Genomic DNA, 25193 nt, shown 5'->3' with positions numbered 1-25193 from the left:
AAGGCTTTCCAGCAAGTCCGTTTCATTCTGCTGAAAAACCCGCGAGTTTCTTGGGAATTTCGCGCTATGATGTTCTTGATCGCTTCAAACCCCTATCAATCAAGCTGTTTCGTAGTCGGTAGCTTCACGCATTCCTAACCATTCGGTTTCGCAAGGCGTTTTCCCGATGATGACTCGACGTACCCCTGGTGTATCTCGACGCCGCAGCTCTGTCGTACTCGCGAGCCTGCCGTCGCTTGCTGTTGCTCTCTTGGTTTCCGCTGCAGGGTTTGCTCAAGCGAGCCCCGAATCTACTCGCGCTCAAGCTGTGTTCCAGCAGAGTTGTTATGGTTGCCACACTGCGAAGATGAAGGGCGGCCTGCGCGTCGACTCGCTCCCGGCGATGCTGAAGGGCGGCGATAGCGGCCCGGCCGTTGTCCCCGGCGACCCTGATGCCAGCCTGCTGCTCAAGGCGATCCGCTACAAAGATCAAGAGCTGCAGATGCCGCCGAAGGGCAAGCTGCCCGACGCGGACATCGATGCCGTGGCAGCCTGGATCAAGGCCGGGGCGCCTGATCTGCCAGTCGTGGCTGACGCCAGCAACGCTCCGAAGGCGAGCCTTGCTTCTGCCAAGGAACAGTACTTCGAGAATAAGGTTCGGCCGCTGCTTGCGGCCAACTGTTACACCTGTCACACGAGTCGCGCCGCAGGCGGTCTTCGGCTGGATTCGCGCCAGGCGATCCTCACCGGTGGCAAAGACGGCCCGGCGGCGAATCTGCAGGACCCTGACAAGAGCTTGCTTCTCACTGCGGTGCACTATCTCGATCGCAATCTGCAGATGCCGCCGAAGAAACCTCTGGATCCGACGCAGACCGCAGTGCTGGAACAATGGATCAAAGATGGCATGGTGTGGCCGGCGGGCGATGAGCGCATGAACGCCGTCGTCACGGACAAGGACCGCAAGTTCTGGTCATACCAGGTTCCAGCGATGCCAGCGGTACCGGACGTCAAGTCCGCCTGGGCCTACAACGACATTGATCGCTTTCTGCTGGCGAAGATGGAGGCGGAGCACCTGACGCCCGTCGCCGACGCCGACAAACGCACGCTGCTGCGTCGCGTCACCTTCGATCTGACGGGGCTGCCACCAACGCCCGTTGAGATCAACGCCTTCCTGCGCGACAAAACGCAGAATGCGTACGAAAAGGTTGTTGATCGTCTGCTCGCGTCGAAGGCGTACGGCGAGCGCTGGGGCCGCATGTGGATGGACGTGGTGCGATACTCCGACACCACCGGCGAAGGCGCGGATTATCCGATACCCGAGATGTACAAATATCGCGACTACATCGTCGCGTCTTTCAATGAGGACAAGCCTTACGACCGTTTCATCCGCGAGCAGATCGCGGGTGACCTGCTGCCGTATAAGAGCGAGCCTGAGCACTGGAACAACGTCATCGCTACAGGCTATGTCGCGAACGCGAACCGCTACGAGGACCACGTATCCGACACCGTCGACAACATCGGCTATGCGTATCTCGGCACTTCCATTGCGTGCGCGCGTTGTCATGATCACAAGTTCGACCCAATCCCAACGGCGGATTACTACGGGATCTATGGCATCTTCGCGAGCACAGTCTACTCGACCTCTGGCGCGGAAGAATCTCGCTATGAACGCAACATGGTTTACCGCGACCCGAACGTCGTGAAGTCGCAGAAGTACATCGACTTCGAAGCGCAGTTGAAGCCGATCGCCGATTCCATCCATGCTGTACATCAGCTTCCGTACTTCGACGATATCCTGCCAGCGCTTGAAGCCCGCCGCATGGCGCTCTTCGCGAACGTGCCAAAGTTTGAGGATGCCTACGCGGTGATGGAGGGCAAGCCGCATGATGAGTACATCCAACATCTCGGCGACAAGAAGAATCTGGGCGACAGGGTTCCACGCCATTTTCTGCAGACGCTGGGCAATTGGCAGATGCCCGCAGACACGAAAGATAGTGGCCGTCTCGAACTGGCGAACTGGATCGCGTCGCCGCAAAATCCTCTTACGGCGCGCGTGATGGTGAACCGCTTGTGGCAAGGCCACTTCGGCACGGGTATCGTCGCCACGCCAAATGATTTTGGTGTGCGTGGTGTCGCTCCCAGCAATCAGCCATTGCTGGATTATCTTGCAGTGAGCTTTATGAAGAATGGCTGGTCCATGAAGGCCATGCAGCGCGAGATGGTTTTATCTCACGCGTATCGCCTCTCCAGCGACGACTCTGAAGCGAACGCGAAGATCGATCCCGATGATGTCACGTTGTGGCGTCACGCTCGTTCACGCATGGACGCGGAAGAGATTCGCGATGCCATGTTGCAGACCTCCGGTCTTATCGACGAGTCGCCGGCAGGTGAGCATCCTTTCCCCGCAGAAGGGCAGTGGAACTACTCAGGCCATGTGCCTTTCCATGCGGTGTATGAGACGAACCGCCGCACGCTCTACGTGATGACGCAGCGCAGTCGTCGTCATCCCTACCTCGGCATTTTTGATGGTGCCGACAGCACGATGAGCGTCGGAACGCGGGATCACAGCATCACGCCGTTGCAATCGCTCTACTTCATGAATGGCGATTTCACGAAGCAATGCGCGGCACGGCTTACGACCGGCATTCTCGCGGTGCACCTGAAGGAAGACGAACAGATCAATCGCGCCTTCTTGCTTATCTACGGCCGTAGCGCAACGAAGGACGAAATCACCCATGCACAGGAGTTCCTGCATTCGGTTTCCGCGATTTACAAGCAACACGGAAAGCCCATGGCGACAGGGATGGGTGCAGGACTCCATCAAGTAGCGATGACCAATACCCCTGCAGCGACGACACCGCCGCTCGCCGATAACGAAGCTTACACACAGGCCTTTGGCAACTTCATTCAGGCGCTCTACGCCAGCAACGAGTTCATGTTCCTTGACTAGCTTTTGTACGCCCAGACCTTCGGGAGACCGCTCATGTTTGCAGGAAATCGTTTGAACCGTCGTCACTTCATCAAGTCGCTTGCAGGCTCATCGTTGCTGCTGCCTGGCATGATGCATGAGCTTCTGGCGCAAGAGAATATCTCGCAGCCGGACCCCTCGAATCCACTCGCGCCGCGCAAACCGATGTATCCCGCGAAGGCCAAGCGCGTCATCTTCCTTTATATGAGTGGCGGTGCCTCGCATGTGGATACCTTCGATTACAAGCCGAAGCTCATTCGCGATACAGGCAAAGCCTACAAGGGCGACTATCTCTCCGCACCGCGTTGGGACTTCCAGCGTTACTCGAAGGCTGACACGATGGTCAGCTCGCTCTTTCCGCATGTGGGCTCGATGATGGAAGAGATCTGCGTCATCAACTCCATGCGCAACGACTTCCCGAACCATGTGCAGGCTGTGATGGGATTGCATGGTGGCTCTGTCTTGCAGCAGCGTCCCAGCATGGGGTCATGGGTCACCTACGGTCTAGGCACAGAGAACCAGAACCTCCCCGCGTTCATGGTGCTTGCCCCCGAGATGCCTTACGGCGGCTCGCTCGTCTGGGACTCCAATTTTCTGCCCGCTTGTTATCAAGGTGTTCACGTCGACGATCCGAAGAATCCGATTCCCGACATGCACCCTACGGATATGCGCGAGGTGCAGGACAAAGAGCTTGGACTCATCAACTACTTCAACACCAAGCATGAGTCGACACGCGAGAGCGACCGTATGCTCGCTGCGCGCATCAAGAGCTACGAGACCGCGCATGGAATGCAGGTGCAGGCGCCTGAAGCCTTCGATCTGACGAAGGAGTCCGACGCGACGTTGAAGATGTACGGGCTTGAGCGCGGCAGCACGAAGGGCTTCGCGTGGCAGTGCCTCATGGCACGGCGGCTCGCGGAACGCGGTGTGCGCTTCATTGAGTTGATCGACATCGGCTCGCTGCAGCTCGTCAACTGGGATGCTCACGCGGACATGCAGACGCATGTGCCGCTGGCGCGCAATGTCGATCAGCCCATCGCGGCTTTGCTGAAGGACCTCAAGTCTCGAGGGATGCTCGACGACACGCTTGTGGTATGGTCCACCGAGTTTGGCCGCACGCCGGGCGATCCGAACCCGCAGGCCAAAGGCCGCGCACATCACTCCAAGTGCTACAGCTCGTGGATGGCGGGCGGTGGTATCACGGGCGGCATCACGTATGGCTCGTCCGATGACTACGGTTATGAGATCGCCGAGAACCAGTGTCACGTGCATGATATGCACGCGACGATGTTGCATCTGCTCGGCATCGACCATACCAAGCTCACTTATAAACATGCCGGGCGCGACTACAGACTCACCGACGTCTCCGGGCGCGTCATCAAAGACATCCTCGTTTGATGGTGTTTGAACTACGAATTCTCTTCAGCGAGCAACAGATCGGCGAGCGCATCGCAGCCCACCGCGAGCATCGTGTCTTGTGCCGGGCCGAAGTCTTCAAGCCAGCCATCGGTCGCGCGGTTTGCGTGAACGGCCAGCAGCGCGGCGGCTATCATTCCGACAGCGCGCCCTACGACAAGCACTGTCTCCGCTTCCATATCGAGGGCATCGGCTCCGCGCCGTCGATAGGCTTCGAGCACTGCGGCGGGGTCCGAGTCGACGCCAGCGACAGGCCGTCCCTGCGCGAGATAGTAGCTGTCCGTCGATGCCACGGTAGCATCGCGAGAGGTAATGTCACGCTTCTTCGCTGCATTGCGCAACGCAGCCAGCATCACGTCATCAGCTGCGGCATCTTGGCCTGCGGAAGCGTAAAAACTCGCTGCTCCACCGCCGCGCAGAGCGTTGTTGACCACGAGCAGGCTCCCCAGGGGGATCTCTGCTCGCAGCGCACCCGTGCCTCCAACGCGCAGCGCATAGCGGCAGCCGAGTGCGGCGGCTTCCACCATCGCAATCTCTGTCGATGGCCCGCCAATGCCGGTGGAACAAACGCCCAGCTTTACTCCGCGATAAGCTCCAACGCCGATGCGATACTCACGGTTCTGACCGATAATTTGGAAATCATCGAGCAGGGCCGCGAACCGATCCACGCGTCCAGGGTCGCCAGGGAAGAGAACAGCAGCAGGCAGTTCGCCACGACGACAAGGGAGATGCGGAGGACGATCGTCCTTCCACGGCGAACTCGCTTTGCGCATGGGGTCTTGCATCGTGTTTCTGATTATCACGCACCACGTTCCATCTGCAGGAAGGAAGTCGCTTGAACGAACAGCCGCTCGCAACATCGCACGACGCATCGCCATCCGGGCAGAACCCCACGCTTGCCCTTTGGGCCTCGGCCGTCGGTTTCGGTGTAGAGGGGTTCGACCTGCTGCTGTTGGTGTTTTTGCTCGCGCCTATTTCCGCAGCCTTTGGGCTTTCCACCGCTCGCGCCGGTTCGTTGATGACGGGCACGTTGATCGGCGCTGTTGTTGGGGGATTCTTATTCGGCCTTCTGGGCGACATCTATGGCCGGGTCCGCACGCTCACGTGGACCATCCTTTGCTTCGGGTTCTTTACCGCGCTTTGCGCGGTGTCGCAGAACTACTGGCAGCTCCTTTTCTTTCGCTCCTTTGCGGGGCTTGGCTTTGGCGGAGAGTTCGGCGTCGGGTTGGCGCTGGTCGCGGAGACGTGGCCTGTCCATGTGCGCGCCCGTGTTTCCAGCTATGTCGCACTGGGCGGACAAGCGGGCATCATCTCTGCCGCATTGCTCACTCCGCTGTTGCTGCCGCGCATCGGTTGGCGAGGCATGTTCCTGCTCGGCGTGTTTCCGGTACTGCTCTCGTTCGGCCTGCGCCGCTTCATTCCTGAACCCGATACGTTCGTTGAAGCGCAGAAGCATAAACGCAAAGAGTTTCCTCTGGCTGCGCTCTTCCATAACGAGGAGACCACGCGGCGCAGTATCGGACTCATCATCCTGTGCTCGATCCAGCAGATCGGGTACTACGGTCTGATGACCTGGTTGCCGTACTACCTCATGAAGAAGCACGGTCTCGCGCTGACGAAGTCGGCGCTGTGGACCGCAGCAACGGTTGTCGGCATGAGCTGTGGCATCTGGATCTTCGGACAGCTGGCTGACCGCATCGGACGCCGCCCCGTATTTCTCATTTTCATGAGCGGTGCCGCAGCCATGGTGTTGTTGTATTCGCGATTGCAGTCGCCCGTAGCGCTTCTCGTAGGCGGCGCGATCATGGGTGTCTTCGTCAACGGGATGCTGGGCGGATACGGTACGCTGATCTCCGATCTTTACCCCAGCGAAGTTCGCTCGACAGCGCAGAATGTCTTCTTCAACATTGGCCGCGCGTTTGGAGGACTGGGGCCATTGATGATCGGAGCTATCGCCGCCCACTACTCCTTCGGTATCGCAGTCGGCAGTCTTTCGCTACTTTATTTGCTCGACATCGTCGCGCTACTTTGGCTGATCCCGGAGACGCAGGGCCACGCACTTTCCTAGAGCGGCGGTGAGCAGCCCACGTCGTTGAGCGGTCTGACTCAAGCTGATCGGTAAGGCTCCGCACCTCGGCAATACTGCGCGAGTAAGCTTACGCATAGCTGCGCAGAAGGTGTCTGCAGAAGCTCTTCTGTAACCAGAAAGCCATGGAGCGCACCGAGCCACCGAATCGCTGTGACTTCGACACCCGCTTCGATGAGCTTCGCTGCGAGCGCTTCTCCCTGGTCGCGTAGTACGTCGTATTCGCAGTTCACGATGAGCGTGCGCGGGAAGCCGCTCAGAACGTCCACGGGCGCCGTCAATGGAGATGCAAGCGGCTCCGCGCGTCGCTCGGCATCAGGCAAATACTTCGCCCAGAACCAATCCATCGTTTCAGCGCTCAGGTTCGGGTTTTGCGCGAAGGCGAGGTACGACGCGGAATCCGTCGTGTGATCTGTAACGGGATAGAGCAGTAGGAGAGCGTCAGGCGCTGCCAGCTTCTGGCGTTTAAGCTCAAGCAAGGTTGCGATGGCGAGGTTGCCACCTGAGCTATCGCCGCCGAATTGAAACGCCTTCGTCGACAGGTTCAACGCGTCTGCATTTGCGAGAGTTTCCGTCACCGCCGCGACGCAGTGATTGACGATATGGGGATAGCCGGTTTCAGGAGCGCGTGGGTAGTCGACGAAAGCGATGGCGCGTCCTGATCGCAGAGCCAGTTGGCACAGTAGCATCGTGTGAGTCTGTAGGCTGCCCAGAACCCATCCGCCGCCGTGGAAGTAGAACGTGATCGGCAGCGCACTCTGGCTATGTTTGGCGCGAATGATCACGACGCGGCAAGCGCTCGTCGCGAACTCTACAACATCTACAGGGAAGTCGGAGAATCGCGCGCGTTGGCCGCTCTCCATACGCTTGCGTTCTTCGTCGATGCTCAATGTACCAAGCGGCGGGCAATCTTGCAGCCGCTTGAGGAACTCCCTGTCGGCAGGAGAAAGGCGCGAGTAGACATCGCTGGCGGTGTTCACCTCGATCGCATCGTGTCGAAGATCTTCGCTGAAGCTCAATGCTGCCCCCCTTGCTGGACCGGGGACAGCGCGTTAGAAACGGTAAGTCGAAGAGTGAGCGTCTGGTGCGGGGTCAGTTCGATGCTGCGAAGAGAGAGCCCATCTTTCAGCACCACATCTTCGGTGAGCGACGTTTGCGCCACAGAAGATACACCGGCTGGAAGTGTGACAGCGATTCTCTGTTGTTTGCCCTCAATCTCCTGCAGCCGCAAAGTGTAGTGTTGTAGATCCCCATCTTCGCTGGGCTTCAGGTCGAGCACTACAACGCCAGCTCCAGAGATGGAGAGGAGCGAGGACCTTGGCGAAGAAGCCGTGCGGGTCGTTGGCAATAGTGCTGTTTTGTTGACGTCATCCGAGACGCTCGCTTGATAGATAGCTACTGGTGTTGCCGGGCCTCTGCCATATTGCAGCGTGAACGAGAAGGTGCGCAGGGAATCGAAATGCGGCTCAAATGCATCGAAGGTTTGGATTCCTTGATCCTTCGTCTTGGTCTGGTCCGATTTCACCATCGCTACAACATCCACACCTGCCGCGTTCGATCCGTTCCATAGGAGTTTGTCGAAGAACGAGTCCTTCTGAGAAAGGATGAGATGGCGCTTGTCGTTGCTCCACGCGATCGCGTGTCTTGGAACGAGTGCGTCGGTCCTTGCGCCAGGCAGAACGTACTGCGGGAAGGGGCGAACACCGTTGCCATCCTCGACGAGCAATTGGCTTTCAGGAATGCCAACGTGAAAGCCAAAGGAATACTCATTGGAGTCCTTGCCGTAAGGCACGAAGGGCATATGTGCGCGATCTAGCGTTTCGCTCACCATGATCTTCGGTTCAAGCTGCGGCAGGCTGATCACTGTTCGCGGCCACTGCGAGTTCTGGCGTTCGATCGTGAGGCGCTCCATCAGCGGTCCTTGCTCGCGATGGAGCGTAACCTGCGCAGTCGCTTCTAACTTCACGGAGTTCCCGTCGATCTTGAGCGTGCCCACTTCGTCCCCGTGCGACGCATCCATCATCACGATCTCGCCCTGTTGTTTGTCCGTGATGCGGAGCACGTTGCCGTTCCCATCGAACTCCACGCGATAGTACGGGCTTTCAAGAGTTGTGCTTGATGCAGGCTTTGGTGATGAACGCTTCGTAGCAGACAGAGCGTAAGTGCGATACCCCGTTGCCGGAACATCAGCGGCTTCAAAGCACAACGAGCCGTCCTGCATGGTTTGCGAATGAGCCTCGGAATTCGTAGCGAGATCGCGAACGGCATTGCTGTTGATGTTCGGTTTCACGCAAGTCACGCGAGATGCCGGCCAACTAGAGGGGTTGTAGACGAGGAGCGTTTGCGCTGGCGCAGCTTTGTTTGCGCGGTCTGTCAGGTCGATCAGTTCCGCTTGCATCTGCTGCTGCGCAAAGTTGGTCGCGTCTGCAAGCTTGTCCACATACTCTTCGTTCTGCTTGCTGACCTCAGCGCGCGTCATCACGTCCGGCCAACTACCCTGTGCGGCACCGTTGTGTTCGTCGTAGATGAAGAGGTTCTTGTACGCGTGATCGAACGCCGGTGGAGCGTCAGGCGCCTGCTGCTTCATGCGAAGCAACGAGCGCAGCGTCTCGGCTTGCGGCAACTCGTCCTGGAGCGCGAGTGCTTCTGCGCTGAGTGCAGGCGAGTTGGTCTTGACGCGTGCCCAGAGACCGTTCCAGTCGCCGCGCAGCGTCGGGAAAGCTGATACGTCTTCACGCTGGGTGAGCGCGTGGAAGAACTCAGAGGGTGTCGCTACAACGAGGCGCGGCTTCATGCCCGCCGCGTTCCAGGCTCGCACGTTGGGTAGCAACGCGTTCTCTTCGTCAGCCGGACCGACGCCATCATGCAGGAACATGACCGCCAGCAGGGAATGGTGATATCCCGCGCTCTGATACTCCGCGAGAAGTTTGTCGACGCTCCGTCTGGTGATCTCCAGATCGGAGAACCCGGCGAGCTCTTTGGGGACGAATCGCGTGTGCTTGTAAGGGTCCTCCACCGCAGGCGCTAGGTGATAATCCGCGACACCCTCGGTGTAACCACCGTTCTTACCCTGCGTCTGCCACACGAGGATCTTGCTGCCATCCGGACCCTGCCAGAAGAAGGGCATCATGCCTCGGCTGACGGAAAGACCTCCGCCCAGCGCAATATTGGATCCAGTCATCATGAACGGCACGCCTGAAGTCGCCAGCGTCTGAACCACCCGCGAAGAGAAGCCGGGAGTGTCGTTCATCATCGCGATTGTTGGCTGAATGCCGAACTGCTTGTGCGCTTTGCGCGCTGCGTAGATGAGCCTGTTGAGCTCCTCCGAGCCGATGAACTCGGTATGTTGGCTGCCATCGGCCGCAGAGAGTTCAATCTGTCCGGCCTGGAGCAGTTTTTGCATTTGCGCGATCTGCTTCGGGTCCTGGGTGCGTTCAAGCCAGGCATTCAACTGCCAGACGCTCTCGATCGTCCAACGGAAATCCGCATGACGCTCGCACGCGGCGAGCACCGCATCCAGATGCGGCTTCATGACGGCCATCTGCTCGTCCGGCGGACGCAGGAAGCCGAGGTCCCAATGGGAGCTGGGGATCACGTAGATCGTATCGACGGAGGTCTGCGGCGTCTGCGCGGGAACGGTGCGCCATGCCGCCGACGCGATGAGGGCAAGCAGGGCAGTGCGGCCTGGGAAACTCTTCGAAAATGGTAACGATGCCATCATGTTTCTGGATGGAGCGTATCAGCCGCATCCGCAGGCGTCAATCGCAACCCGATGTGATCCCACGGGGGAGATTGGCGCCAACGCGCTTGACTGCTTCATGGCTAGAGATCCAGGTGATTAGGCGCTACTCGCGGACGAATCGGTTTGCGTGTTGACAGCACTCCCGCGCGGAGTGAAGAATGGCTCACGATATTGGAATCGATACCATGGAGTCTTAGCGAACGATAAAAGCTGGGGTGGCCTCGGCGCTAAGAGTTTTCTGTACAACCATTGACTTGCGTTTCGCAATCACCGAGTGCGCAGGTAAGCTCATCTGGGCTCTCAAATCAACCACGGCCGCAATTTGCCAAGGGGATGTCGCAATTGAACCGTTACCTCATCAAGTCCACGCTGATCGGTGCGCTGGGCGGCTTGCTCTTCGGCTTTGACACTGCGGTTATCGCGGGAACCACGGAGCAGCTTTCGCAGGTCTTTCATCTCACGCCACATCTTCTCGGCTGGACCGTCGCCATCGGCCTGGCGGGAACCGTGCTCGGGGCACTCACATCAGGGGCGCTCGGTCAGCGTATCGGTGGTCGCGACGCGCTCCGCATCATGGCGGTTCTCTATTGCATCTCGAGCATCGGCTGCGCGTTTGCCTGGAACTGGGATACGCTGTTGGTTTGCCGATTCATCGGCGGCATCGGCATCGGTGGTTCGTCGGTGCTGGGGCCGGTTTACATTGCAGAGCTCGCGCCGGCCAAGTGGCGCGGCCGTATGGTGGGGCTCTTTCAGTTCAATATCGTTATCGGCATCTTGCTGGCCTACAGTTCGAACTACCTCATCACGCTGATGCACTTTGGTGCGGCGCAGTGGCGTTGGGAGTTTGGCGTGGCGATTCTGCCATCAGCGGCGTTTCTCGTGTTGCTCTTTGCCATTCCGCGTAGTTCAAGATGGTTGGTCACGACGAATAACACCATCGAAGCGCGCGAAGTGTTGGAGCTGATGGGCTCGCCCGACTCTGATGCCGAGTTAGACGCAATCATTGCTTCGGTGAACCTGGAGCAGGGCGCGCATGATGAGCCGCTCTTTAGCAAGCGTTACAGCAAGCTGATCGTCATCGCGATTTCGATTGGTTTGTTCAACCAGCTCTCGGGCGTGAATGCGATCCTGTACTACGCGAATTACATTTTCTCAGCTGCGGGCTATAGTGCCTCTTCTGCTGCTCTGCAGACCGTGGGCATGGGGTTGGTGAACATCTTCGCGACGCTGCTAGGCATGAGCCTTATCGACAAGCTTGGCCGTAAGACGCTTCTGCTTACCGGAGCGTTGGGCACGGCGGTCGCTCTGGCGGGCATCGCCGTCATCTTCCACACGCACTCACACGCTTCGCTACTGCTGGTGATGCTGGTGATCTTTATGCTGTTCTTCGCGGTATCGCAGGGTTCGGTGATTTGGGTGTATCTCTCTGAGATCTTTCCCTCGCGCGTGCGCTCGAAGGGGCAGAGCGTCGGTTCATCTTCACACTGGATTATGAACGCCATCATCGCGGGCGTCTTTCCCTCGATCGCGGCTCACTCTCAGGCGATACCCTTCGCGTTCTTTTCGGCAATGATGCTGCTGCAGTTCGTGGTCGTACTCGTTCTTTACCCCGAAACCAAGGGCAAGAGCCTGGAAGCGATTCAGGCGGAGTTCCACATCCACTAAGCGAGGCGGTTGAGGCTCACCACTCGATTGAAGCTACTTGCTGGTTGCGCCGTGGAAACCACAGGACTGGCGCACGATAAGGTGAGCTTCAATCTCAATCTGCTGCGGTGATGTGACCTCGCCGTTCATATGCTGCAACAGGAGTCGCGTGGCCGTTTGCGCCATTTCCGTGATGTTCTGGCGCATGACGGTGATCGAGGGCCGCAGCGTGGACGCAAGTGCAAAGTCGTCGAAGCCGATCAGGCTGATTTCGTCGGGCACGCGAATGTTGCGATTCTGCAGCACCTCATAGGCGCGGATCGTCGACTGGTTATAGAGGCCGAAGATCGCGTCGATGCCACCTTTTTGCTTGATGCGGCGAGTGATGGCCGCTTCGGCCGACGCGTAGTCACTCGCGTCCATCTCGATGATGGGTTCCAGACCTGCTTCGCCGATGGCTTTCTCGTAGCCTTCGAGACGCTGCTGGATGGTGTGCAGACGCGGATCGCCGCCCAAGACGAGGATGCGTTTGCGGCCGTGGTCAATGAGGTGCTTCGTCGCAATCTCTGCCGCTGGAAAGTTGCCGCACAAAATCCGCGAGCAGTTGCGGCCGATGAGAGGGCGATCGAAAGCAACGACTGGAACGCCAAGCTGTGTCAGTTGATCGAGCAGCGCTTTTGATCCCGTGCGGGGAGGCACGATGAGAAGGCCGTCTGCGCGATGGCGTTCGAGAATCTTGAGGTCAGCCATACCTCGTTCTGCACGGTCATGCGAGGTGAGGAAGATAACTGCGTAGTCCTTCTCGCGCGCCATGAGTTCCACGACAGAGGCAAACTCTGCAAAGAATGGATCGACGATCGAGGGGATAATGAGCCCGATTGTCTTCGAGCGGGCGCTTTTCAGCGCGCGAGCTGCCTGGTTCGGCTCGTATCCGAGCTCCTCCATCACCTTGCGAACATGCGCGAGCATCTCCGGCGCGACGCGATCGCCACCATTGATGACGCGCGAGACCGTGGTGGTTCCCACGCCGGCAATGCGGGCCACATCATGAAGCGTCGGGCGGCTGGTCTTGTTACGCAGGGCAGACTCCAGATCGACTATGCCTGTGCCTTACGACTTTGCCAGTCGCAAGGCTCGAGGCTTGAAAAGCTTTCACTATGGTAACGTTCCGCTTGGCGATCAGAAGAGAGTACAGGCTTGGATGCACCAAGGAAAACAAGAATTTAGCGTGGCATCGTCGCTGGTGGCAGTTCTGCGGACGCGAACTGCAGCGCAGGCTTGGAGTCCATCGTCAGCTCGAGCACGCCTCCGGCGACGATCTCTTCGTGCGTAATCCAGCAACGGTTCAGCGCTTTGCCGTTCAACTTGATGGCTCGCACGTAAGGCGTTGTGGCCGCGTTGCCAAGGGTACGGACCTGGAAGGTTCGCCCTTTGTGCCACGCGGGATCGAGCTTGACGGTAGCTTCTTCGAAGAGCGGTGAGCCGATGATGTACACGTTGCTGCCCGGGCAAACGGGGTAAAAGCCGAGCGCGCTCATCACATACCAGGCTGACATCTGACCCACATCATCGTTGCCGCAGATGCCGTCGATGCGGTCTGCGTACGCCTGGTCGAGAATCTTACGTGCCCACTTCTGTGTCAGCCACGGCTTGCGTGCATAAGCGAAGAGATACGGGATGTGGTGCACAGGTTCGTTGGAGTGGTTGTAGTAGGGGTTCCAGCCGAAGGACGGAGGCGTCTTCTCGAAGAAGTCTTCAAGCTTCGCGGCGAAGGCGTCTTCTCCGCCCATCGTCTCGATGAGTCCATACACATCGTGCGGCACGAACCACGACTGCTGCAGAGGATTGCTCTCCGTGCAGCCCTGGCCGAACTCTGTCTCGCCTTTCCACTCCATCCAGGAGCCATCGGCATGACGCGCGTGCATACTCTTCACGGCAGGATCGTAGATTTTCTTGTAATTCAGCGAGCGCTCATGGAGCGTAGACGCATCGTCAGTGTGCCCGAGGTCCTTGGCGAACTCTGCAACGCACCAATCGAAGTACGCGTTGTCGAGTGTCCACGAGATCTGGTCGGGCACGTAGCCGTTCTGCATATAGAAATCGTTTTGCGGACGATTCGTGCGATCGCCGACTCCGGTAGATGTTTGCAAGCAGGCTTCATACGCCTGCTTCACGTCGTACTTGCGGATGCCCTTGCGATACGCGTCGAGGATGACAGACAGCGCGGGATCGCCATCCATGCAACCGCTGTAGGCGTTCATAATCTCCCACCGCTCGAGGTAGCCGCGGCCACTACGCTTGGCGAGTTCGAGCAGGGAAGCGATCTCGTCGTTGATGAGAGACGGATCGATGATGGTCATCAGCGGGAACTCTGCGCGAAAGACATCCCATCCGCTGAAGATGGTGCGATATCGGAAACCCTGTTGGGTCTGAATCGTGCCGTCGGCTGCCTTGTAGCGACCATCGACGTCGGCGATCTCCCGCGGGTCGATCGCCGCATGGAACATAGCGGTTTCGAAGATCGCGCGCTGCGTGTCGTTCGCACCTTTGATGGTGATCTTGTTGAGCTGCTGGTCCCAGGCTTCGCGTGCTGCACGACGCACAGCGTTGAACTCCCATCCGGGGATATCGGCCTTGAGGTTAGCGCGCGCGCCTTCGATGTCCACAAACGAGAGCGCAGCCTTCGCCAGCACTTGCTCACGATCTTGGGTGCCGAACTCCGCGAAGAAACCAAGATGATCGCCTTCTTTCTCGCGACAATCGTGCATCACTTCAGCCTGCGCGGCGAGTTTGTAATATTTATCGGTCTGGAAGAGATCGACCAGCAGGCCGTTCCTCGTGGTGAGAAAGCCCTTGGGGATCGGAACTGACCACACACCGCAACGCTGCATAGGGCGGGAGAACTCAACGCGGAAGAACGCGCGATAGCTCACCTGGCCTACGCCGTTGCCCCATCCTCCACCACTGTTCGGGCAGTCCATCCATCCTTCGAGCGTCGTGTCGTTCACCGCTTTCACATACTGCCGTGTGGAGGTTCCCCCGATGCGGCGCGCGAGATCGAGCTGAATGCGAGAGTCTTTCGCCTCAGGAAATGTGAAGCGAAGGATGCCCGCGCGCTTGGCTGCGGTCATCTCTGCGCGAATCTTGTAATCGTCAAGCGTGATGGCATAGTAGCCACACTCTGCGACCTCACTTGCATGGTTGAAGCGTGAGCGCCATCCTTCACCAGCATTCGCTTCACGACCGCAGACCGTCTTCAGTGCGCCGGTTGTCGGCATCATCTGAAGATTGCCAAAGTCGCCGTACCAACCCACACCGCTCATGCGGTTGAAGCTGAAGCCTTCAATCGTGGTGTGCTCGTAGGAGTAGCCGGACGCGTTATCGCCGCCGGTGATGGTGTCTGGGCCGAGCTGCACCATGCCGAACGGCATCGTCGGGCCGGGGAATGTCTTGCCTTCGCCGAGCTTCACGCTCGTGCTGGCGCCGATGATGGGATGGATGGCGTCACTGGGACGATGGGCGGTGTCAGCAAGGGCTCGGGGGAGAGGGAATGCACTCATCAAGCCGAGGCCGACGAACTCACGACGGGAAACCTTGAAAGACATAGATCGTTTTTCTCGCAGTCACACAAAGAGAACGAGGAAGCCGCTGGGCCGCAGCCGGCTTCCTCGAATGGTTCAAGTGATGGTCGAAGAGGTGGAGGCTCCTCTTCGACCGGCTGGTTAGAAGTAATACTTCGCCGCAAGCTGGAAGAAGCGTGCGTCGGGTGTGTACTGACCAAGGCTCTTCACCGAGTTGATATAGCTGCTCGTGGTGTTGATGCCCGTGTCTGCGGGGTTGGAGTATGCAGGCGTGTTGAAGACGTTGAACGCATCGCCACGGAACTGCAGGTATTGGCTGCCGAAGGTCGGGAAGTTCTTGAACAACGAAACGTTGATCTTGTCGTAGCCCGGACCGCTGATGTTGTTACGACCCACGACGTTGAACTTCTGCGCCGCGTTGTAGTCGCTGATGGTGGCCGTGCCGGTCAAGCCGCCCTGTGTCGCGGAGAGCGGATTGGCGAAGGCGCACGGGTTGTACCAGTGCTGCACGGTACGTACGCGCGTCGGGCACGTGATGTTCGGGTTGGTCGGATCAGGTGAGCCACCCGGCTTGAACGGGTCGCGCACCAGAATGGCGTGCGCGCTGGATCCGTTGGGCGAGATGACGTTGTCGCCGACGGTAAAGGGAACACCGGTCTGCGCCGAAAGCGTGAGAGCTGTGCTCCATCCGCCGATCGTCTCGTCTACGAGGCGCGAGCTGTTGAGGTACTTGCGTCCCTTGCCCACCGGAAGATCGTACGAGCCGTTCAGTGTCACGCGCTGACGAACGTCGAACTCCGAAGAGCCGTAGGAGTGCTGGATCGGGTTGAAGTAGGTATTGCCGCAGCAGAAGTTATTCAACGGCGTCGGCGCGTCGTCGAGCGAATGTGAGTAGGTGTACGTTGCGAGGAAGCTGAGACCGATGTCGGTGCGCTTCTCCAGCTTTGCCTGCAGCGAGTTGTAGTTGGAGTCCGAACCAAACGACGTATACAGGATGCCGCCGAAGGCCGGGAACGGCTGGAAAGGCAGGGTGTTCACGCCCGGAGCCGTGATCACGCGTGCCGAGTTGGCATTCGTATACGACTGCAGGTGATGACCCGCCGAACCTACATAGCTGACCGTGGCGCTCATCGTGTGCGTCAGCGCGTACTCGAAGGATGCGTTGAACTGCTGCGTGTAAGGCGTCTTCACATTCTGCGCCAGGGCATTGAAACCGATGATGCCGTTGGCGTAGTTTGCGATGCCGTTCTGCGTGATGGCCGAGAAACCCGTTTCGAGGTTGATGCCGTTGTTCGGGCAGGAACCAGCGACGCAGGTCGGCGTGTTGACGCCGACTGTGACGTTGAACGGGAAGTTCGCGCCAAGGTTGCCGGCGTAGCCGATGCTCTCAAGGCCACCGTAGAAGAGGCCGTAGGCACCACGTACCACCGAGCGGTCAGAGGTTTTGAGCGCGAAGCCGATACGAGGAGCGAAGTTGAGCTTCTGCGCGTTGACCAGTCCACGGTTGTCCGTGCGAACGATGGAGATATTGTTCGCTGCGGCATTAGCAAGGAACGCTGCAGGCAGAACGGCCTTCGAGTTCTTCGGAAGCAGGAACTGTGCGCTGCCGGTTCCATTGCCCGAAGAGGTGACATTGATATTGGCCTGGTTGTCATGGCGATCCACGTACGGCTGGTAGTAGTCGTAGCGGATGCCTGCGTTGATGGTGAGTGCGGGCGTGGCCTTCCAGTCATCCTGCACGTAGGCCGAACGGTACCAACGAACGTCGTCGGTCACGGCAAGCTGCGTGATCTGTGCATTACGCGTCTGGTCGGTCAAGAGGTCGGCCACACCGTAACCCGTGTAGGACACGCCCGGCTTGCCGGTGTAGGTGCCGTCATAGCCGAAGTAGCCACGAACGAAACCGGGCTGCTCGGTGCTGAAGCGGATGCGCTGGAAGTTCACACCAAAGCGGAGGTTGTGACGTCCGACGACGCGGGTGACGTTATCGAGAATCTGGTAGGAGTTCTGATACTCGTCGGAAGGATAGTTCGCCGGCGCTCCGATCTGGTTGATTCCGCTGACGACCATATACGGCAGGCCGCCGATGCCCGGCGAGTAAGGAATGCCGCCGATGCCTTCCTGTGCGGAGACGTCGGTGTTGGCGGTAGCGTTCTTGTAAGCGAAGTGGCCCCAGTTGTAGCCGAAGCGGAATTCGTTGACGAAGTTCGGCGAGAAGATGTGCGTTTCGCTGAAGACGAAGTTCTCGCCACGGCTAAGACCCGAACCGGTGTTGGCGAATGTACCGCCATCAAGGATCGAACCGAGCGGCGGAGGATACGTGACCGGCTCGTTCGAATAGCTCATACGAGCAAACGCCTGGTCCTTCGCCGTAGCGTTCCAGTCAAGACGACCATCCCATTGAGCCGTGTTGTCCGCGACGTTCAGGTTCTTCTTGTAGTTGTTGTAGATGTTTGCGCCGTTGGCATTCGGAGCAGGGAAGAGGTTGAGCAGGCGCTGCGCGGTGGCGTTGATCTGCGTGGGGCAGAGAACGTTCTGCTGACCGTTGCAGGTGAGCAACGTTGTGCCGCCACTGTTCGGCTGATAGAGCGTGATCGCCTGGCCCTGGCCGTTGATGGCCGGGTTGAGCAGTTCGGTAAAGTTGCCCTGACGCATCAGCGCCGTAGGTACCGTTCCGGTGAAGGTCTGGCCGTAGATGATGCGGTTCGCTTCGCCGTCTGCGAAGAAGAACAAACGGTTCGGGATGATCGGTCCACCAATCGTTGCGCCAAACTGGTTCTGGCGGAACTTCGGAATCGTCAGCGCGTCCCAGTTGCGTGCGTTCAGCGCATCGTTGCGCCAATACTCCCAGAGGTCCCCGTGGAACTGATTGGTGCCGCTCTTGATCGAAGCGTTGATGACCGCACCGGCCGAGTGACCGAAGCTCGCGTCAAAGGAACTCGTCTGCAGCTTGAACTCGGCGAGCGCATCCGGTGGAGGCTTCACAACGAAGCTCGCGCCGTTGAGGAAGTCGACCACGTTCGAGTTGTTGTCGACGCCGTCGAGGATGAAGTCGTTCTGCTCGGCGCGCTGGCCGTTGGCGCTGAAATCACCCTTGCCCGTGCCACGCGTTCCCGGCGAAGGCGCAACACCTGCGCTGAGGTGCGCGATGAAGATGTAGTTGCGGCCGTTGAGCGGAGTCTCGTTGAGTGTCTTCGACGAAACGACTTGCGAGACAGACGAATCTTCTGTCTCGAGTTCGGTCGTACCGACCACGTTCACGACGTCGTTCGCCGAGCCAATGGGCAGCTTCACGTCGACGCCGAGGCGCTGGTTCACGTTCAGGTGCAGCGCGGTCTTCTCAACCGTCTGGAAGCCCTCGTGCGAGATCTTGATGCTGTAGTTACCGATCTTGATGGGGCTGAAGACGTAGACGCCACCCTGATTGGTTTTGGCGGTCAGTACAAGCCCGGTATCAACCTGGGTGAGTTGCACCGAAGCACCGCTGACGACCGCGCCCTGCGGGTCCATCACCGTTCCGGTCACTGCACCTTGATCGCTCTGTGCGAGCACTGCCCTCGAAAGAAGAATCGCCACAGCGAGTACAAGCAGTTTCGCCAAGCGATATAGGTTTGTTTTTGATGGTATCGGTTCCATGAAGGCGAATCATATCCACTGTTGAAAGAAGCTGTCAAAGGAAAAATCGCAGGTTTTTACCAAGCTCTTCTTCCGAGGGCAAATCGTGTTGAACGCGGTTATGGGCTTCAGGAAATGCCGGTCGGGTCTGAGTTTGGGAGAAGTTTTCGCAGGCACCTCGCAGAAAGGCATTGAATTGACGATCTCAAAAGAATGAATGCAACCGATACCACGAAGAGCGTCAAAGGCGGTCCTACCGCACGATGGTTGAAAACTCTGATTTCCTCTGCCGCAGCAACCGTACTGGACCCAACAAACCTGAGGGCATGAGTGGGGCGTCGGGTTTGAACGCATGAAAATCGGTGAAGGTGTAAGTGGTCATTGTCCCGGGTTGTTGATCGCCGATGAGCCGATTGGCCCATAGGTTGGTCACCTTGATCTCCAGCGTATTGCTTCCGACGTGAAGGATGTTGGTGATGTCCGCGAGGAACGGCGGCTTCCATAGCAGGTTGGAGTATGGCTTGCCGTTCACGGTGAGTTCGGCCATGACATCGACCCGCCCGAGGTCCACTAATAGTCTCTGATGAGGCTTTAGATCAGCCGCGTGTATCTCAAGTTGCTTGGTGTACGTCGCCGATCCGGAGAAGTAACGAATGCCTGGCGCGCTCTGCTCCGTCCACGAAGCCAGCGAAGGAAATGTCGATTGATCAGGCGCTCCACGATGAGGAGGGAAATGAACTTCCCAGGGCCCTGTCAGCGTAGTAAGTGCTTCTGTTGTCGCCGCTGCCGTGTGTCGGCCGAGCGCCGGACCGTCTTTGGTGAAAACGACAAAGACGGAGCCTGCCGGATCCATATGCAGCGGAACGGTGGTTTCTCCACCCGCCACGGTGTAGTCCACCGCTTCTGTTTCGCCTGTATCGGGATGCCATAGAAGAGGCACGGCGCCCCTCATGCGGAAGGTGACGTTGACATCGAAGGCGTGAAGCTTCTGCGTTGCCACGAAATAGATGTCGCTATTTGCAAGATGCCGATGGATATAAACCAGGTCGTTCGTTGCAGTCCCAACAGGCATTGGTTCGTCGAAATCTTTTGTGACGTGCGTGGGCGTGTCATAACGAAGATCCGGTTTTATTTTTGCCGACGCCAGCACGTCTTCCAGGTTGCGGTCGCTGTACACATGTCCGCGCCGTAGCGGCCGGTCCCAGAGTTCTGCAGCGATGCGCTTCACCTCATCGCTGGCATGCGGGCCATCGCTCAGGGTGGGCGACGCGACCGGCTGCGGGCCCACGAGTGTGAGCCCCTGCTGCACGAATGCGCGCAACTGCTTCAACAGCGGCAGCGAGAGCATCCGCTCGTCATCCGGGATGGCGAGGACCGCGTAGCTCATTCCACTGTCGAGATGCAGACGTCCGTTCTTCATTGCTGCGTGATGCAGCAACACGTCGGCGTCTACGTAGTCGTAGCCATAGTGTGTGGGCACAGCGGGGGAGAGCGTCTTCCCGGAGGGCACTGTCACCGGTGCGCCCTCGCCGTAGAAGATCGCGACGTCCGCCACGTAGCGCCCGCGTTGCAGCATGTAAGAGCATCGTGCAAGGTAATCGTTCCACGCCTTGGACTGCTCAGCCCAAGTCATGTTGCGGTTGTAGTGCTGGCCGAAGGGCCCGAGAGTCATGCCGGGCTGATGCGCCTCATCGGTGAAGGGCTGCTGGTCCGAAGTGTGGATGACGATGCGGTTGATGCCTGCGGCGAATGCCTCATCAGCCAAAGGCTTTAGATAGAACGGCGATTGCTCCCACGGCAGAATCGTCCACCAGGAAGTGAATGACTCCGCTGCCGCGATCGGCTTGCCGTAGATGTGGGCGGCTGACGAGGTCTCGCGGATATCAGCGGTGTTCCACGGATCCTGCGGCCTGCCCGGGCCAGCGGTCCAGAACTCTCCCATCGGCACGGTGACCTGGCCTTTGTTCAGCAAGCCATCGCCGTTCGTGGGGAGGTTCACACCCATCGCCTCGGCGTAGAGTCCAACGCCATGTTGCTTGAAGAATGCGGTCGCGGCGCGATAGTGATTCTCCGCGAGCAGGTCCGCGATGGTGCGGCGGAAGTCCCACAAGAACGCCTCGCTCGTGGCCGCGCTGCCGACGATATGGCCTGCGAGCACCGGCAGATAAGGCGTCATGTCATATCCACGGAGTCGACGAAACTCCGCAGGCATAGCTTCGGTCCAGTTCTCCTGCCCAGCCTCCCAGCTATCCATGAGGAAGTAACGGAAGCTCTTGCCAAAGTAAGGCCCCGCAACAGACTGGATCATCTTCGTATACGTCGCAAGATACGCATTGACGTCTGTGCGGCTCAGCTTATCCACCTCAAGGCCTGTCGCTGCTGGCGTCGCCGGGTGATTGATCTCGCCGATGGCCGCATAGCCGAGGCGCATCACCTTCCACTTACCTGCGGGGGCATCCCAGTCCAGTGTTCCGTCGGGTCGCATCCTGGAGGTGAGATCCATCACGTCGCCGACCGGTGTCGCGTCCCTTTCGGTAGCTTCACCGATGGCCTGCACGGACAGACCGAACGCCGCTTTATCCTGCCAGTACTTCACCTCTGGCACACCGGAGAAACGCAGTTCGGAGAAGCGTAGTGTGCGCTCCGTCTGGCCACCGGGGATCACGATGCGGAAGGCCTTCGCACGGACAGCAGGGAAGCTGTACGTCCGCACTGAGAGCGGTGCGGCGACGCCCTCCGGCGGCCCGGGCAACGCGATCAACGAGTGCCAGGCGCGCCCATCGTCGCTGTACTGCACCTCGCCCTGCGGTAGCGGATCGCCGCCCAGCACCGCCACGGGGGCGAGTCCCAGCGTCAGCGAACACACCTCGACGGCCTGCGGATAGCGGAGTTCGATCCACGCTTCGCGTTCTTTTGACTTCAACGTAAGCGGCGTTGTGTCGCGATAGCTGCCATCAGTTAACAATGCACCATCGATGCTCCCAGAACTCGACGTGATCGCTGGCTGAAGCTCCGCGGCTGCGTCATCCGGAATTCGATACGCGACCACGGCTGCATCTGCGTAGAAAGGTTGCGGTGCTGCGCTCGAAGGCAGCACAGGCTGCGGTTTGGCACCCGGCAGTGTAAGGTCCGGCTCCTCCTTGCCTGCGGGCGGGAGAGGCACATCCTGAAATTTGCCGAACCCATGTGGCGGCGTGGACAGCTTGCTATGAAATGCTGTCGGTCCAACGATCGAAGTCTCGCTCCAGACGTAACGCTTCATGCCTTGCGAGGGCTTCACCCAGGGGCCTGCGGTCTCGCTCCATCCGCCGGAGGCTGCCATCGCCATCTCCAGATGCAACTGGTCGGCGAGTAGCGCTGCATGTCGCCAATCGCGCTTCCACTCCGGCGTCATCCATACGACAGGCTTGTCTACGAAGAGTGGCGCATGCATGTCGCCGTCGAACATCTGAAAACCACCAATGTCAACGCGCTTCATCCACTTGAGGTCAGCGGTGATGCCGTCGTAGCTCACGTTGTTGCTGAGCCAATGCCACCACACGCGCGGCTTCGCAGCTTCTGGAGGATTGCGAAACTGCGCTGCGCTGAGCAGATCGCCCTCGCGCGTTGTCTTCTGGGCCTGGGCCTGCATGGCGAGGGCCGCGGCCACAAAAAAAGCAGAGGCGCGCTGGGTGCGCCTCTGCCTGGAGGAGTCATATCGTTTGCGAGGCATCTTCGTGTGTCTTTCTCAGCGCAGGGTGATGTCGAGTTTTGCTCCAGCCTGCACGCGCAGCACAGCGACGTCGCCATACTTGTCGCTCGTTGCCTTCCAGCCGCTATCGCTTTCGCTCAGAGGCTTGCCATTGAGCGATACCGCGTGAGCACGCGTGTGAACGCGCAGGATGTAGTGTTGCAGCGCAGGCTTGAACTGCCCCTCGGCTGCGAGGAGGTGCAGGGTTGTGACCGTGCCGCTCTTCTGTGCGCTGATCTGTTGCGAGAGGAACTGCTGCTTCTCGTACTGATAGCTCTGACCGTCGTCCTCGTAATAGGTAAACGCCGCCGCTTGTGCATTGGGGAAAACGTCGAGCGTCACCTCCTGCACGGGGTGCTGGTCGGTGAACTGCTGCGGCTCCTGTGTGGCGATGATCGATCCGTCGCGCACAAACACCGGCGTGTCGCTCCACGTCTTCGGGTCAATGGCAACGTCGATCCAGCGTTTGCCTTCGATGCGCTTGCCGCTGCTGTAGTCGAACCACGTGCCTTGCGGCAGATACACGCGCTGGTTCGTTGCCCCCGGCGTCACCACCGGCGAAACGAGAAACGCGTCACCGAACATCCACTCAGTTTCGAGCGCAGAGGCTTCCGCATCTTCCGGGTAGATCCAGAACATCGGACGCACGATGCCGATACCCGTCGAGTGGTCAGCATGCTCGTAGGAGTACATGTATGGCATCAGTGAGTAGCGGGTACGAATGGCCTTCGTCGCAGCAGCCTCGGCTACGGGACCATACGACCACGGCATACGCTTCTCGTTGAAGTTTCCATGTACGCGGAAGATCGGCACCCAAGCCGCAAACTCCATCCAGCGCGCGTAGTTCTCTGGCGTTGGCGTGCCACGGAAACCACCCGTGTCCATGCTCCAGTGGCTTGCGCCGATGTTGAGCGACGCAATCATACGTCGCTCCTGGTATGCCATCGAATCAAAACCTGTGAGCACATCGCCCGACCACAGTCCGTAGCCATAGCGGTTCGCGCCCAGATAATAATTGCGATTGATCGACCACACGCGGCGGTCATCCGTTGCGCGTTGACCGTCATAGAGCGTCCGCCCCATGTTGAGAAACTGTACGTTCGCCGCCTGCGAGGGTGTCTGCGGATCGGCCTCATCATTCCACCAGCCCACAAGGCCTGCTTGGTACGAAGGCCGCAGATGCTCCCAGAACCAGGTGCGTGTCTCAGGCAAGGTGAAGTTCAGATTGCGCGCCATGCGCTCAGTCACGTAGTCCTTCTCCGGCTTCTCATCGGGGAACCAGAGGTTGTGTTTGTCCGCGTAGGCCGCGGCTTCCGTGCGATGGTCAGGATTTGTATCAGGCGAGAGCAGGATGCGAGGTTTGAGAATGCCCGCGAGCTTGATGCCCTCCGAGCCAAGCTCTTTCGCGAAGGCACCAGAAGCACCATCGGGGAACTTGTCCGGCGCAAATGCGCCTTTGCCGTGCGTGCTGTTCCAACGCCACTCGCCGTAGTTGTCTTCACCCCATGCCTTCCAGTCGAAGTCGAGAATGAACGCATCGAGGGGAATCTGCTTTTCGCGGTAGGTTTTCGCAATCTCCTTCAGCCGCGCTTCGTCTGTCCCCCACAAGCTGTGGATGAAGCCAAGTGTCCACTTCGGCGCCATAGGCGGCAGGCCTGTGAGCTTCATCATGGAACTCATTACCTGCATTGGCTTACCGAAGGCGACATACATTTCGAGGTCCTTGCGCGAGCCTCCGCTGAAACGCACCGATGGCCCGACGACTTGGAAATTTCCGCCGTTGGAGTCAATGAGTACACCGAGTGAGTCCGTGAAGAAGAGCGGGGCGCCGCCATCGCCCTGGAAGCTGGCTGCGATCGTCGCGCCACCATTGCGTGCGAAACTCGTGCCTGCATCCACCAGCGGCAGCCCGCGCATTCCGTAGAGCGTCTGCACGTGATCGAGATTCATTGGCAACGCTTCGCCCTTCGCCGCTGCAAGAAGATTGTCGAGCTGAACGCAGTGCGTCGCGTTATCGCAGAGTGTGACCTTCAAGAAATCGCCGTCCTCCACACGGACGCTCACTGCGGTTGTTGCCAGCGTGGCCAGGTGCTGCGAGCTGAGGCGTACTGAAGGCGACACCGCAGACGCTCTATAGGCCGGGTCCATCACCGGCGTGCGTTCGTCCGCTTTTCCCGCAGGCAACACATGGATGTGCGCCACGTTATCCTCGACAAAATCGATGGCGACGGCATCCGTACCGGAGCGAAACTCTACGCCTGTCTTCGTGGCCTGCAGCTGTGCAGAGCAAGTGAGCGATGCAGAGAGCGCAGCGATGGCGAGTGGCAGGCGCAGTGTGCGAACGAACATGGTGGATCAACCTTTCGTGAAAAGCCTACAAACAAATTCGGCGCTGTTTCGTGAGGGGTTCATGAAACAACGCCGAATCTTCC

General features: G+C 59.0%; 12 protein-coding genes. 4 read left to right on the top strand and 8 right to left on the bottom strand.

All coding sequences use genetic code 11. The annotated features are described in order from the left end of the window. The first annotated feature begins 166 nt into the window (after nucleotides 1–166). On the top strand, nucleotides 167–2929 hold the full coding sequence (locus OHL11_RS16090) for a PSD1 and planctomycete cytochrome C domain-containing protein (RefSeq protein ID WP_317890659.1): 2763 nt from the start codon (nucleotides 167–169) through the stop codon (nucleotides 2927–2929). Nucleotides 2930–2962: 33 nt separating this feature from the next. Next, nucleotides 2963–4345 (top strand): DUF1501 domain-containing protein, encoded by a 1383-nt coding sequence (locus OHL11_RS16085; protein ID WP_263372559.1) that lies wholly within the window; start codon nucleotides 2963–2965, stop codon nucleotides 4343–4345. A gap of 11 nt (nucleotides 4346–4356) precedes the next feature. Here the strand turns inward: OHL11_RS16085 and OHL11_RS16080 are convergent, their stop codons facing one another. Next, the gene (locus tag OHL11_RS16080) at nucleotides 4357–5148 is read right to left on the bottom strand and encodes a nucleoside phosphorylase (protein ID WP_263372558.1); all 792 of its coding nucleotides are present in this window, start codon (nucleotides 5146–5148) and stop codon (nucleotides 4357–4359) included. A gap of 50 nt (nucleotides 5149–5198) precedes the next feature. On the opposite strand from OHL11_RS16080, the gene OHL11_RS16075 reads away from it, so the two are divergent. Continuing rightward, nucleotides 5199–6431, top strand: coding sequence for an MFS transporter (locus OHL11_RS16075; protein WP_263372557.1), 1233 nt, complete (start codon nucleotides 5199–5201; stop codon nucleotides 6429–6431). 38 nt (nucleotides 6432–6469) lie between these two features. Here OHL11_RS16075 and OHL11_RS16070 read toward each other — a convergent pair whose 3' ends face one another. Next, nucleotides 6470–7468 carry an alpha/beta hydrolase gene (locus OHL11_RS16070; RefSeq protein WP_263372556.1) on the bottom strand — a complete coding sequence of 333 codons (999 nt, stop codon included), beginning with the start codon at nucleotides 7466–7468 and terminating at the stop codon, nucleotides 6470–6472. Further along, nucleotides 7465–10167, bottom strand: coding sequence for a glycoside hydrolase family 38 N-terminal domain-containing protein (locus OHL11_RS16065; protein ID WP_263372555.1), 2703 nt, complete (start codon nucleotides 10165–10167; stop codon nucleotides 7465–7467). The genes OHL11_RS16070 and OHL11_RS16065 overlap by 4 nt, the downstream gene beginning before the upstream one ends. Before the next feature lie 357 nt (nucleotides 10168–10524). Between OHL11_RS16065 and OHL11_RS16060 the strand changes: the two genes are divergently transcribed. Then, nucleotides 10525–11856, top strand: a complete 1332-nt coding sequence (locus OHL11_RS16060) for a sugar porter family MFS transporter (protein WP_263372554.1) — start codon at nucleotides 10525–10527, stop codon at nucleotides 11854–11856. Nucleotides 11857–11889: 33 nt separating this feature from the next. Here OHL11_RS16060 and OHL11_RS16055 read toward each other — a convergent pair whose 3' ends face one another. From OHL11_RS16055 to OHL11_RS16035, 5 genes are all read right to left on the bottom strand, one after another. Continuing rightward, a complete protein-coding gene (locus tag OHL11_RS16055) occupies nucleotides 11890–12879 on the bottom strand; it encodes a LacI family DNA-binding transcriptional regulator (RefSeq protein WP_263372553.1) in 990 nt (329 codons plus the stop codon). A 179-nt stretch (nucleotides 12880–13058) separates the two neighbouring features. Next, nucleotides 13059–15440 carry a GH92 family glycosyl hydrolase gene (locus tag OHL11_RS16050; RefSeq protein ID WP_263372552.1) on the bottom strand — a complete coding sequence of 794 codons (2382 nt, stop codon included), beginning with the start codon at nucleotides 15438–15440 and terminating at the stop codon, nucleotides 13059–13061. A gap of 117 nt (nucleotides 15441–15557) precedes the next feature. After that, complete coding sequence (locus OHL11_RS16045; RefSeq protein ID WP_263372551.1) at nucleotides 15558–19016, bottom strand: TonB-dependent receptor; 3459 nt, start codon at nucleotides 19014–19016, stop codon at nucleotides 15558–15560. A gap of 268 nt (nucleotides 19017–19284) precedes the next feature. Then, the gene (locus OHL11_RS16040) at nucleotides 19285–22743 is read right to left on the bottom strand and encodes a glycosyl hydrolase (RefSeq protein WP_263372550.1); all 3459 of its coding nucleotides are present in this window, start codon (nucleotides 22741–22743) and stop codon (nucleotides 19285–19287) included. A gap of 15 nt (nucleotides 22744–22758) precedes the next feature. Further along, complete coding sequence (locus OHL11_RS16035; RefSeq protein ID WP_263372549.1) at nucleotides 22759–25110, bottom strand: glycoside hydrolase family 31 protein; 2352 nt, start codon at nucleotides 25108–25110, stop codon at nucleotides 22759–22761. Nucleotides 25111–25193: the final 83 nt, after the last annotated feature.

It is taken from the genome of Granulicella cerasi (assembly GCF_025685575.1).
GTDB lineage: Bacteria > Acidobacteriota > Terriglobia > Terriglobales > Acidobacteriaceae > Granulicella > Granulicella cerasi.
This window is presented reverse-complemented; position numbering and strand designations above follow the sequence as displayed.